Genomic DNA, 12,404 nt, shown 5'->3' with positions numbered 1-12,404 from the left:
CTCCACCACCCGGCTGAAGGAGCCGGGCGGTCCCCCTCCCCCGGTTCCCGGGGGAGGATTAAGGGGCTTCGGCGATCAGGGTTTTTGCAGCGGCTAGAGCACCCGCCACATCCTCCGCCGAAGACGCGATCGCCTTGCGCAGCGTTATGAAGCCATGAATGTTCCCCACCGCCTCGCGAAACACCACCGGCACCCCGGCTTCCGCCAGCGCCCCCGCATAAGCGCGCCCCTGATCACGGATCGGGTCGAGGCTCGCAGTCACCACTACCGCGGGCGGCATGCCGGCAAGATCGCCCTTCAGCGGCGAAGTACGGATATGCTCGGCCTCGGCCCGATAGGCGGCGTTGAACCATTCCATGCTGTCGCGCGTCAGGAGATACCCGTCGGCGAACCGCGTGTAGGACGGGTATTCCTGCGTCGTATCGGTCGCTGGGTAGAAGGGCAGTTGCGCGATCACCGGCACTGCGGCGGGGGCATCGCGCAGCGCCATCGCGGTGACGATCGCGAGATTGCCGCCGGCGCTGTCGCCGCAAACCACGAGGCCGGTGACCGTGCGCCCAAGCGCTTCGGGGCTCCCCGCCGCCCAGCGCGCCGCCGCCTCGCAATCGTCGGGCGCGGCGGGCCAGGGATTTTCGGGCGCGAGGCGATAGTCGATCGCCAGGACCGGCAGGTCGAGGCTGCGCGACACTTCGGCGCAGAAGCTCGCATGCGTGTCGAGATCGCCGATCACGAAGCCGCCGCCGTGGAAAAACACCACCAACGGCCCCGCCGCGCGCGTCGCCGCCGTGTCGAACAGCCGCGCGGGAATGTCGCCAGCGGGGCCGGGGATCGCCAGGTCGGTGATTATCGCCAGTTCGCCGATCGGCGGATCGGCGATGTCCTTCATCGCGGCATAGGTCGCACGCGCGGCGGGCGGCTCGAGCTGGTGCATCTTCGGGCCGGGGAGCGCGTTGAGAAAGCCGAGGAAGCCCGCAACGTCGGGGCGCACATACGGATCGGTCACGCAACTCTCCATCTGGTCTTGGCCATTCGCGACCCTACCTAGGGGGGATGATCGCGGTCGTCCATCATCCCGCCTATGTCGCGAACGGCCAGTCGGCCAATCCGAGCCAGCTGAGCAAGAACGCCGCGATCCGCGACCTGTTGCGCAGCCACGGCGACGCGATCGCGTGGCACGAGTGCGAGCCGATGCCGCTGCGCTGGCTCGAGGCGACGCACGATCCGGCCTATGTCGCCGAGGTGCTCGAGGCGCGCGTGCCGCGCGAGAAGGAGCGGCGAATCGGCTTTGCGGTCACGCCGGGCGTGGCGGCGCGCGCACAAGTCGTGCCCGCGGGGACGTGGCTCGCGGCACGGCTCGCGCTCGACCACGGTTTCGCGGCCAACAGCGCGGGCGGCAGTCATCATGCGCTCGCCGACACCGGGGCAGGCTATTGTGTATTCAACGATCTGGCGATCGCGGCGGTTCGGCTGGTCGAGGAAGGCGATGTCGCGCGCGTGCTGATCGTCGATTGCGACGTCCATCAAGGCGACGGCACCGCGGCGCTCACCGCCGGCCATCCCGGGATCGCGACCTATTCGATCCATGCCGAGAAGAACTTCCCCGCGCGGAAGGCGCGCTCGACGCTCGACGTTCCCCTCGCGGACGGGACCGGCGATGCCGCCTATCTCGCGACGCTGGCTGCAACTCTATTGCCGCTGATCGACGAATATCGGCCCGAGCTGATTCTCTATCAGGCGGGGATCGATCCGCTCGCCGGCGATCGGCTCGGCCGGCTTGCACTGAGCGACGAAGGGCTGATCGCGCGCGAGACGTTCATTGCGCAGTCCGCCGCGCGCCGCGGCATCGCGCTCGCGAGCACCGTCGGGGGCGGCTATGGCGACGACGTCATGGCACTTGCCAGGGCGCATGTCCGCGCGATCGTGACGCTTGGCGAAATCTATCGCGCGGAACGGCGATCGCGACAGGGCAGGTCGCAAGCCGAACACTGGCCGGGAACGATGCGACACCAAACCGGTTCAGTATGATCGAGGTTAAGGCGGAGCGTCGATGCTACTGCCGCCAGCGTGCGAGTGTTTGCAAGTGACCGATCCCGTTCTTTTGTGGCTGCGGCGTGACCTGCGGCTGGCCGATCAGCCCGCCTTGGTCGCGGCGGCGGCCGAGGGCGCGGTGATTCCGGTCTATGTGCTCGATAATGCCGCAGCGAAGCAGTATGCGATGGGCGGTGCGTCGCGCTGGTGGCTGCATCACAGCCTGACGAGTCTCGATGCGGCGCTCCGCGGAAAGGGGTCGCGGCTGATCCTGCGGCGCGGCGACGCGGCCGAGGAATTGGCGAAGGTCGCCGAGGATGCCGGCGCGAAACGCGTCCATGCGATCCGCCATTTCGAGCCGTGGTGGCGCAACGCCGAGCGGGCGGTGGGTAAGGCGCTCGACCTCGTCTGCCATGACGGCAATTATCTCGCGCGGCCGGGGACGATCACGACCGGGTCGGGTGGCCAGTACAAGATCTACACGCCGTTCTGGCGCGCGCTCAAGGCGACGCTGCCGCCGCCCGAACCGACGCGCGTACCGGCGCACATCGCCGCGCCGAAGACATGGCCCGAGAGCGATTCGCTCGCCGACTGGGACCTGCTCCCGACCAAGCCCGACTGGTCGACCGGGTTCGGCAAGGCATGGACGCCGGGTGAAGACGCAGCGCACAAGCGGCTCAACGCGTTTCGCGATCAGGCCGCCCGCTATGACGAAACGCGCAACCTGCCCTCGATCGACGGCAGCTCGCGTCTGTCGCCGCATCTCCATTTCGGCGAGCTTTCGGCAGCGCAGGTATGGCATGCGGTGACCGACGCCGGTGGCTCGGTCGACGTGTTCCTCAGCGAGATCGGCTGGCGCGATTATGCGCAGAACGTCATCCTGCAATATCCCGATTATGGCACCAGGAACGGCCGGGACGCGCTCGGCGGTCTCGAATGGCGGACGGGCAAGGAAGCGAACGCCGATCTGAAGGCGTGGCAGCAGGGGCGCACCGGCTATCCGATCGTCGATGCCGGGATGCGCCAGCTGTGGACCACCGGGTGGATGCACAATCGCGTGCGGATGATCACCGCGAGCTTCCTGATCAAGCATCTGCTGATCGACTGGCGCGCGGGCGAGCGCTGGTTCTGGGATTGCCTGGTCGATGGCGATTACGGGTCGAACTCGGTCAATTGGCAATGGACCGCGGGCACGGGGATCGATTCGAACATGTTCAGCCGGGTTATGGCGCCGCTGGTGCAATCGCCCAAATTCGACGCGGGCGACTATATCCGGGAATGGGTCCCCGAGCTTGCCGGCGTCAAAGGCGATGCGATCCATGACCCCGAGGAGGCCGGCTGCCGGCCGCGCGATTACCCGGAAAAGATCATCGGCCACCGTGAGGGTCGCGAGCGTGCGCTGGAGGCGGCCCGCCGCGCACGCTGAAAATCCCGTTGCGGCGCGCCGACATGGATGCGAGGGGCGCGCGATGCTTGGGGCCTTCTCGAAACTCTTCCACCGCCTGCTGGACCGGATCGACGCGGGTCTGGTCGCGGGATCGCTTGCCGCGCGCCTGCCCGACGGGGGCGACCGGCTGCTCGGCGGTCGCGCGCCGGGGCCGGCGGCGGTGGTCGACCTGCGCAGTTGGCGCGCGCTGCTGCGGCTCGCGACGGGGGGCTCTGCGGGCTGGTATGTCGCCTGGGCGAAGGGGGAATGGGCAAGCCCCGATCCGACCGTCCTGTTCGAGCTGTTCATGCGCAACCGCGTGACGCTGGGCGGGACGGCGCGCTCGGGTGGGGTGATGCGGGCGGTGCGGCGGATCGCGAACAGCCGGCGGCGCAATTCGCGCGTCGGCGCGCGGCGCAACATCGAGTTCCATTACGACCTCGGCAACGATTTCTACCGGCTGTGGCTCGACCGGAGCCTGATGTATTCGAGCGCGCTGTTCGCCGAGCCGGTGTCGGAGGGCGAAGGCCTCGAAGCGGCGCAGGCGACCAAGATCGACGCGATCCTCGACCGCCTCGCGGTGGCGCCGGGCGAGCACGTGCTCGAGATCGGCTGCGGCTGGGGCGCCTTCGCCGAAGCCGCGGCGCGGCGCGGGCTCAAGGTCGATGCGATTACGCTGTCGACCGAGCAGGAGGCCGCGGTCAACGCGCGCATCGCTTCGGCCGGGTTGCGCGACGTGACGGTGGCGCGGATCGACTATCGCGACGTGACCGGGGTTTACGACGCGGTCGCGAGCATCGAAATGGTCGAGGCGGTCGGGCAGGAATATTGGCCGGCGTATCTCGAGGCGATCGCATGCGCGCTCAAGCCGGGCGGTCGCGCGGCGTTGCAATATATCACGATCGACGATGCGATCTTCCCGGCCTATGCCGAGAACGTCGATTTCATCCAGCGCTTCGTCTTTCCCGGCGGGATGCTGCTTTCGGAAAGTCGTTTTCGCGCGATCGCCGAAGCGCAGGGGCTCGATTGGCGCGACAACCGAACCTTCGGGCTGCACTACGCCGAAACGCTGCGGCGCTGGCGCGTCGCGTTCGATGCCGCGGTCGTCGAGGGGCGCCTGCCGGCAAAGTTCGATCAGGCGTTCGTCGAACTGTGGCGCTATTATCTGATGTATTGCGAAGGTGGCTTCCGCGGCGGCGGCATCGATGTCGCGCAGGTCACGCTGGTCAAGCGTTCCCCTCCCGCAAGCGGGAGGGGAGTTTAGTCCACTCGCTCGAAATGCCCGGTCGCGAAATCCTCGGTCAGCAGCGCAACGATCCGGTCGGCCACCACCGAGGGATCCTTGACCGACTTGGGATCCTCGCCCGGATAGGCCTTGTGGCGCATCGCGGTGCGCGTCGCGCCCGGGTCGATGATCGCGGTGCGGACCGAGCTGATCAGTTCCATTTCGTCGCCATAGGCGGCGAGCAGCGTCTCGAACGCCGCCTTCGACGCGCCGTACATCCCCCAGTACGCGCGCGGCTTGCGCCCGACGCTGGAGGTCAGGCCGATCACGCGCGCGCGCTGCGACTTGCGCAGCATCGGGTCGAACGCCGCGATCAGCGCGGCCTGCGCGCTGACGTTGAGCGTGAGGATTTGCGCCATTTCCTTTGGGTCGATCGCGGGCACCGCCGACAATTGCCCGAGCATCGCGGCGTTGAGCACGAGAATGTCCAGCGCGGGCCAGCGCTCGCCGATCGCGGCGCCGAGGCGGGCGATGCTGTCGGTCTCGGTCAGGTTGAGCGGTGCGATCGTCGCGGAACCGCCCGCGTCGAAGATCGCATTCTCGACCGTCTCGAGCCCCGCCGCGGTGCGCGCAGTGATGACGACATGTGCGCCCGCGGCGCCAAGCGCGAGCGCTGTCGCGGCGCCGATCCCACGGCTTGCGCCGGTGACGAGGGCAACTTGATTGGCGAGCGGCTTGTCGGTCATGCGGGCTCCGTCTCCTGAAAGCCCCTCCCCTTCAGGGGAGAGGTTGGGGGTGGGGACGTGCCTCGCAGAGAGTCAGCGCCCGTTACAGCCCTACCCCAACCCAGCAACAGGTCGGTCAGGCTCCCGGCCTGACCTAAACCGCCCGGGGGGCGGTTTACCTGTTGCTCCTCAAGGGGAGGGGCTTAGTTCTTAGATCACGCGTTCCGCCAACAGCGCGAACTGATCGACCGACGATACATCGTCCTGATCGGTCAGGCTGGTCGGATAATCACCGGTGAAGCAGGCGTCGCAATGGCTCGGCCGGATCGCGTTGCGCTGCGGCTCGCCGAGCGCCTTGTAGAGCCCGTCGATCGAGATGAAGGCGAGGCTGTCAGCCTTGATATAGGCGGCCATCTCTTCGAGATTCTTGGTCGCGGCGAGCAGCTTCGCGCGCTCGGGCGTGTCGACGCCGTAGAAGCACGAATGCCGCGTCGGCGGGCTGGCGATGCGCATGTGGACCTCGGCGGCGCCCGCCTCGCGCATCATCTCGACGATCTTGAGCGAGGTGGTGCCGCGCACGATCGAATCGTCGATCAGCACGATCTTCTTGCCCGCGATCAGCGCGCGATTGGCGTTGTGCTTCAGCTTGACGCCGAGGTGGCGGACCTTGTCGCTCGGCTGGATGAAGGTGCGCCCGACATAATGCGAGCGGATGATGCCGAGCTCGAACGGAATGCCCGACTCCTGCGCATAGCCAAGCGCCGCGGGCGTGCCCGAATCGGGGACCGGGATGACCAGATCGGCATCCACCGGGCTCTCGATCGCCAGCTGCGCGCCGATCGCCTTGCGCACGGTGTAGACGCTGCGGTCCTCCGAAATCGAATCGGGGCGCGAGAAATAGACATATTCGAAGATGCACGGCCGCGGCGCGACCGGCGCGAACGGGTGGTGCGAGGTTATTTCGCTGCCCTTGACCATCACCAGCTCGCCCGGCTCGATCGAGCGGACGAAGGTCGCGCCGACCACGTCGAGCGCGACGGTCTCCGACGCGAAGATGATCGCCCCGCCATCTCCATTGGGGCCATCGGGGCCGTCGATCTTGCCCATCACCAGCGGACGTATGCCGAGTGGATCGCGGCAGGCGATCATGCCCTCGGGCGTCATCACGATCAGCGAATAGGCGCCCTCGACGCGCTTCAGCGCATCGATGAATTTGTCGACCGTCGTGCGATAGTTCGAGGTCGCGACGAGATGGATGATGGTTTCTGTGTCGCTGGTCGACTGGAAGATCGACCCGCGCCGCACCAGATCGCGCCGCAGCCGCATCGCGTTGGAGATGTTGCCGTTGTGCGCGATCGCGAACCCGCCCGAGGCGAGGTCGGCGTAGAGCGGCTGGACGTTGCGCAGCGCCGTCTCGCCGGTGGTCGAGTAGCGGACATGCCCGCACGCGACCGAGCCACGCAACGGGACCATGATCTCCTCGCGGTCGAAATTGCCCGCGACATGCCCCATCGCGCGGTGCGTATGGAATTCCACCCCGTCGAAGCTGGTGATGCCGGCCGCCTCCTGGCCGCGGTGCTGCAGCGCGTGCAGCCCGAGCGCGACCAGCCGGGCCGCGTCGGTCGCGCCGGAAATGCCGAAAATGCCGCACTCTTCGTGCAGCGTGTCGTCTTCATGTGGATTCGTGGTCAGCATATCGCCCTTCGGGGGTAGCGCTCGCGTGGGCATATAGGGACGGCGCCCGGGTTTGTCGCGCTTTTGTCACAACATGCGGAGCGTTTGGTCGCATCGCGGGTTTTTTGCCCGGCAATAGCAGGAGGTTGCGGTGGCGAAGGACCATGGCCCGAGCGTCAAGGACGACACGCTCTACGAAGATCTGCGCCGCGACGGCGCATCGAAGGAAAAGGCGGCGCGAATCGCCAATGCCAAGGCGGCGGGGACGATCGAGCACCGTGCGTCCGAGCTCGAGGACCGGACGAAGGATGATCTGCTGAAGGAGGCGCGCGAGATCGGGATCACCGGGCGTTCGAAGATGACCAAGGCCGAACTGGTTAGGGCGATTCGCAAGGACTAGTCCCCCCCCGACCATACCGTCACCCCAGCGAAAGCTGGGGTCTCCTGATCAGGCGCGAGCCCGCCTTCACGAGACCCCAGATTTCGCTGGGGTGACGATGATGGTGAACGAGGTGACGGTGATCGCGGGTCGTGTTGATAGCGGGGGGCGGGGTGACGCGCGCCAGCGGGGCCGCTAAGCAGCGAATATGCCTGATCCCCGCGAAACCGGCCTGGCGCTGGACCCTAAATACGACGCCGCCGGCCTGATCACCGCGGTCGCGACCGACCGCGCAAATGGCGACGTGCTCATGCTCGCGCATATGAACGCCGAGGCACTACGGTTGACGATCGAGACAGGCGAAGCGCATTTTTGGTCGCGCAGCCGTAACCGGCTGTGGAAGAAGGGCGAGACGTCGGGCCACGTGCTCCACGTCGCCGACATTCGCATCGATTGCGATCAGGACGCGGTGTGGCTGATCGTCGATCCCGCCGGCCCCGCCTGCCATACCGGCGCGCGTAGCTGCTTCTACCGCCGGATCGAGGGCGATCGGCTGGCAGCGGCGGAATGACGCCGCTTTTGGGCACGCGTGGATGTGAGGGCGCCTGGCCTGCGCTTGCTGCGCTGGTCCTGCTCGCGGGATGCCATCGCGGCGCTCCGGATCCGGCGGCATCGCCGACACCGCAGGGACTCGAGGCCGCCGCGATCCAGGCAGGCGTCATCGCCGATCCGGCGAGCACCGATCTGACCGGCGTCTATGCGACCGAGAACGACCGCATCTGTATCGTGCCGAGTGCGAAAGCCTATCGGATCGGGGTGTTCGTCGATTATGACGAGACACAAAATTGCGGGGTCTCGGGCGTTGTAACGCGCGATGGCGACACGCTCCACGTCACGCTCGGCACGGGGGCGGGCGCTGGCTGCAGCCTCGACGCGCGCTTCGAGGGGGATCGCATCGTCTTCCCGCCGCGCGTGCCGGATCGCTGCCAGCAAGCCTGTCGCGGCCGCGCCTCGATCGCGGCGCTCGACGTCACCCGGCTGAGCGAATCGGCAGCCGAGGCGGCGACGCTGCGCGACACGCGGGGTCGGTTGTTGTGCGGAGACGGCGGCTAAGACAGATCGCGCGCCGACATCGCCCTGTCGAGCAGCGCGGCAACTCGTCGCGAAATGCGCGTCGGGCATGTTGACGTTCACGTAAGCGGCAACTATCTGGACGGCATGTCTACCGGTCCCGCCTATGCCTTGATCGAGCGTCACCCCGATCGCGATCATTTCGCGATTTCCGACCTTTCGGCCGAGTTCGGAGTCACCGCGCGCGCTTTGCGATTTTACGAGGATGAGGGGCTGATCGCCCCCGAGCGCCGTGGCACCGCGCGCATCTATTCGCAGCGCGACCGTGCGCGGCTCGCCTGGATCCTGCGTGGCAAGCGCGTCGGCTTCTCGCTTTCGGAAATTCGCGAGATGATCGACCTCTACGATATCGGCGACGGTCGGCGTGCGCAGCGGGCCGTCACGATCGAGCGCTGCCGGAGCCGGGTCGCGTTGCTCGAGGCGCAGAAGCACGACATCGACGCCGCGATCGCCGAATTGACCGAGTTCATCGACCTCGTCGAACACACCCATCCGAAGGAAGCCTGATGCCCCAATATACGCCCCCCGTCCGCGACGTCCGCTTCGTGCTCGAGCATGTCGTCGGGCTGGAAAACTACGCGAACCACGCCGGCTTCCAGAACGTGACGCCCGACGTCGTCGATGCCGTGCTCGACGAGGGCGGCAAGTTCGTCGCCGAGGTGCTCTTTCCGCTCAACTATTCGGGCGATCAGGAAGGCTGCACGCGGCACGACGATGGCTCGGTCACTACGCCCAAGGGATTCAAGGAAGCCTATGATGCGTTCGTCGAGTCGGGCTGGGGCACGCTCAGCGCGCCGGAAGAATTCGGCGGCCAGGCGATGCCACACGTCGTATCGACCGCGTTTCAGGAATTCATGATCTCGGCGAACATGGCGTTCGCCATGTATCCCGGCCTGTCGCACGGTGCGATCGCCGCGCTGCTGGTCAAGGGCTCGGACGAGCAGAAGGCCAAGTACGTCCCCAACATGGTCAGCGGCAAATGGGGCGGCACGATGAACCTGACCGAGCCGCAGTGCGGCACCGATCTCGGCCTGATCCGCACCCGCGCCGAGCCGCAGGGCGACGGTTCCTACGCGATCACCGGCACCAAGATCTTCATCTCGTCGGGCGAGCACGATCTGACCGAGAACATCATCCACCTCGTGCTGGCGAAGACGCCGGGCGCGCCCGAAAGCTCGAAGGGCATTTCGCTGTTCGTCGTGCCCAAATTCCTCGTTAACGACGATGGCTCGCTCGGCGCGCGCAACCCCGTCACCTGCGGCTCGATCGAGCACAAGATGGGGATCCACGCCAATTCGACCTGCGTGATGAACTATGACGGCGCGATCGGCTGGCTCGTCGGCGAGGAGATGAAGGGCCTCGCCGCGATGTTCATCATGATGAACGCCGCCCGCTTGGGCGTCGGCCTGCAGGGCTTGGGCGTCGCCGAGGTTGCCTATCAGAACGCCGTCCAGTACGCGCACGACCGTCGCCAGGGGCGCGCGCTGACCGGCCCGAAGGAGCCGAACGAGAAGGCCGACACGCTGTTCGTCCATCCCGACGTCCGCCGCATGCTGATGGAAGCCAAGGCGCTGACCGAAGGCCTTCGTGCATTGTGCCTGTGGGGCGCGCTCCAGGTCGATCTCGAGCATGCCGGTGCGACCGAGGAAGAGCGCCAGCTTGCCTCGGACCTGATCGGCCTGCTCACGCCCGTCATCAAGGGCTATGGCACCGACAAGGGCTATGACGTCGCGACCAACGCGCAGCAGGTCTACGGCGGCCACGGCTACATCGCCGAATGGGGCATGGAGCAATATGTCCGCGATGCGCGCATCGCGATGATCTACGAGGGCACCAACGGCGTGCAGGCGATGGATCTGGTCGGGCGCAAGCTCGCACAGAACGGTGGCCGCGCGGTGCAGGCGTTCTTCAAGGTCGTCGCCGACGACGTCGCGGCGGGCAAGGCCGATCCGGCGACCGCCGATTTCGCCAGCCGCCTCGAGAAGGCGAATGGCGAACTGCAGGCGGCGACGATGTGGTTCATGCAGAACGGCATGCAGAACCCCGACAATGTCGGCGCCGGCGCGCACAGCTACATGCACATCATGGGCATCGTTGGCCTCGGCGTGATGTGGCTGCGGATGGCGACCGCGGCGACCAAGCTCAAGGCAGCGGGCGAGGGGGACCAGGCGTTCCTCGACGCCAAGCTGATGACCGCGCGCTACTTCGCCGAGCGGATCATGCCCGAAGCGGGCGCCTTGCGCCGCAAGATCGAGGCTGGCGCCGAGTCGGTGATGGCGATCCCGCCGGAGATGTTCGCCGCCGCTTGAACGTCGCTCCTCCCCGGCACGGGGAGGACCCAGGTTACTGCCCCTCTGGCGTCGGCTTTGCGACCGGGGCGACCTCGGCCTTGCGCCGCACCCCGATCAGCCCCTCCGGTGGCGTGGCGGACGGGAACGGCGCACGCACCGCGCCGGGCACAGTCTCAAGCTTGAACCCATCGGCGCCGCGCTGTGCCGGCAGATAGACCTGCTGCTTCATGCATTGCGACACGTCCGCGCGCTTGAACTCGGTGCAGTTCCATAGCGCCTTGTCATAGCCCCGCGCCCGGTCGCGCAGATAGCTGAACGAGAGCGCGGCGATCTGCGTCGGCTGCAATGGCAGTGCAGCGGGCGTCTTCGCCTTGTCGCTCCACCCCATCACCTTGCAATAGGCGCGATCGCCGCAGGTTCGCGTGGCGAGCTGCGCGAAGCCGTCGGGCGTGATCTTCTTGGCGTCGAGCGTCAGCAGGAAGCTGCCGTCGTCGCTCGCCAGCTCGGTCGGGAGCGGAGTAGCCGCGGCGACGGGGTCGACATACAGCGCTTCGGTCGCGACGATCGAAGGCTCATCGCGGTGCGCATCCGAATAGGCGGCGAGTTGCGCGATGATCGGCTCGTCGTTCGACACGTGGCGGTTGAAGGCGGGCGGGGTGCCCCACCAGCCGGTCCAGCGGAAGAACAGATGCGTGTTCACCGCGGCGATCTTGTCGAGGCTCGACTGCCAATAGGGCACGACCCAGTCGGTATGGTAATGCGTGGCATAGCCGACCGGCTTGAACACCGCGCCGGTCAGCGCCGCGGTCGCGGTTTCGCGCGCGCGCGTCCATTGCGCGTCGAGCCATTTGTGGTGGACGAGCGCGCCGTCGCAGGTGAAGGTGAACTGGCAGCCGGTCGTGCGCTCGGCGCCCTGGAACACCACGCCGCAGATCGTCTTGGGGAAGGCGGGATGGCGGACGCGGTTGATCACCACCTGCGCGACCGCGCGTTGGCCGACCGGATCGTCGCCTGCTTCGTAGAGCACGGCAGCGGCCATGCAGTCGATCGCACGCGTGCGCTGGATCGGATCGCCGCCGAGCTTGAACGGGCGCGCGGCCGGGTTGGGACCGTCGACGAAGGGTACGCTCGCGTTGAACGCGCGCGCATCGTCGGGGTCGAGATCCTGGAAGGCGACCGGCTCGACCGGCGGCAGCTCGGCGGCGGGAACGACCCGCTGCGCGGCGGTGCGCGCGACATGATGGCGCACGAGCGGCCGCGCGAAGCGGATCAGCAGGACAGGGACAAGGATCGCCAGCGCCGCGATCGCCACGACGATCGCGCGCAAGGTGGCGCTAGGAGGGCGGACGGGAGTCATGCCGTCACGACCGGGAATTGAGAAGAAGCAACGAGGGCACGAACGGCTCCTGACCGAATTGGGCCAGCGCCTTTAGCGCATTCCCGCGCGGATACGAAATGGGCGCGATGTCAGCGCGATCCGCGGTCAGGCACCGTTCGGAAGATACATCAATCCCCCAACCGTCAC

12 protein-coding genes are annotated in these 12,404 nt (G+C 67.2%); 8 read left to right on the top strand and 4 right to left on the bottom strand.

The features are described 5' to 3' along the window. Positions 1-58: 58 nt before the first annotated feature. Positions 59-1,015, bottom strand: coding sequence for an alpha/beta hydrolase (locus RH90_RS15895; RefSeq protein WP_037492848.1), 957 nt, complete (start codon positions 1,013-1,015; stop codon positions 59-61). 35 nt (positions 1,016-1,050) lie between these two features. On the opposite strand from RH90_RS15895, the gene RH90_RS15890 reads away from it, so the two are divergent. From RH90_RS15890 to RH90_RS15880, 3 genes are read left to right on the top strand one after another with little or no spacing between them, the layout of a single operon-like run. Further along, the gene (locus RH90_RS15890) at positions 1,051-2,025 is read left to right on the top strand and encodes a histone deacetylase family protein (RefSeq protein WP_010186966.1); all 975 of its coding nucleotides are present in this window, start codon (positions 1,051-1,053) and stop codon (positions 2,023-2,025) included. 55 nt (positions 2,026-2,080) lie between these two features. Further along, positions 2,081-3,454, top strand: a complete 1,374-nt coding sequence (locus RH90_RS15885; RefSeq protein ID WP_010186964.1) for a cryptochrome/photolyase family protein — start codon at positions 2,081-2,083, stop codon at positions 3,452-3,454. A 43-nt stretch (positions 3,455-3,497) separates the two neighbouring features. Further along, positions 3,498-4,718, top strand: a complete 1,221-nt coding sequence (locus RH90_RS15880) for an SAM-dependent methyltransferase (RefSeq protein WP_029625371.1) — start codon at positions 3,498-3,500, stop codon at positions 4,716-4,718. Here the strand turns inward: RH90_RS15880 and RH90_RS15875 are convergent. Continuing rightward, entirely contained in the window at positions 4,715-5,425 is a 711-nt protein-coding gene (locus tag RH90_RS15875; RefSeq protein ID WP_010186960.1) for an SDR family NAD(P)-dependent oxidoreductase, read from the bottom strand. The two genes, RH90_RS15880 and RH90_RS15875, sit on opposite strands and share 4 nt — an antisense overlap. Positions 5,426-5,614: 189 nt before the next feature. Next, positions 5,615-7,099: an amidophosphoribosyltransferase gene (gene purF, locus RH90_RS15870; protein ID WP_010186959.1), complete on the bottom strand. Its 1,485-nt coding sequence runs from the start codon at positions 7,097-7,099 to the stop codon at positions 5,615-5,617. Positions 7,100-7,229: 130 nt separating this feature from the next. Here purF and RH90_RS15865 point away from each other — a divergent pair, with 130 nt between their 5' ends. The 5 genes from RH90_RS15865 (at position 7,230) to RH90_RS15845 (ending at position 10,897) form a co-directional block, all read left to right on the top strand. Beyond that, complete coding sequence (locus RH90_RS15865; protein WP_010186958.1) at positions 7,230-7,478, top strand: Rho termination factor N-terminal domain-containing protein; 249 nt, start codon at positions 7,230-7,232, stop codon at positions 7,476-7,478. Positions 7,479-7,665: 187 nt separating this feature from the next. Beyond that, positions 7,666-8,028: a phosphoribosyl-AMP cyclohydrolase gene (hisI, locus tag RH90_RS15860; protein WP_010186957.1), complete on the top strand. Its 363-nt coding sequence runs from the start codon at positions 7,666-7,668 to the stop codon at positions 8,026-8,028. After that, positions 8,025-8,570 (top strand): hypothetical protein, encoded by a 546-nt coding sequence (locus tag RH90_RS15855; protein ID WP_010186956.1) that lies wholly within the window; start codon positions 8,025-8,027, stop codon positions 8,568-8,570. The genes hisI and RH90_RS15855 overlap by 4 nt, the downstream gene beginning before the upstream one ends. 105 nt (positions 8,571-8,675) lie before the next feature. Beyond that, positions 8,676-9,095 carry a MerR family transcriptional regulator gene (locus RH90_RS15850; protein ID WP_029625369.1) on the top strand — a complete coding sequence of 140 codons (420 nt, stop codon included), beginning with the start codon at positions 8,676-8,678 and terminating at the stop codon, positions 9,093-9,095. Then, the gene (locus tag RH90_RS15845) at positions 9,095-10,897 is read left to right on the top strand and encodes an acyl-CoA dehydrogenase C-terminal domain-containing protein (RefSeq protein WP_010186954.1); all 1,803 of its coding nucleotides are present in this window, start codon (positions 9,095-9,097) and stop codon (positions 10,895-10,897) included. The genes RH90_RS15850 and RH90_RS15845 overlap by 1 nt, the downstream gene beginning before the upstream one ends. A gap of 34 nt (positions 10,898-10,931) precedes the next feature. On the opposite strand, the gene RH90_RS15840 is transcribed toward RH90_RS15845, so the two are convergent. Beyond that, positions 10,932-12,197 carry a cell wall hydrolase gene (locus tag RH90_RS15840; protein WP_081477014.1) on the bottom strand — a complete coding sequence of 422 codons (1,266 nt, stop codon included), beginning with the start codon at positions 12,195-12,197 and terminating at the stop codon, positions 10,932-10,934. Between the last annotated feature and the right edge of the window lie 207 nt (positions 12,198-12,404).

The organism is Sphingomonas sp. PAMC 26605, assembly GCF_000241485.1.
In the GTDB taxonomy this organism is placed as follows: Bacteria; Pseudomonadota; Alphaproteobacteria; order Sphingomonadales; family Sphingomonadaceae; genus Sphingomonas.
The sequence above is the reverse complement of the archived record's forward strand: the minus strand, read 5'-3'. Positions and strand labels throughout refer to the sequence as shown.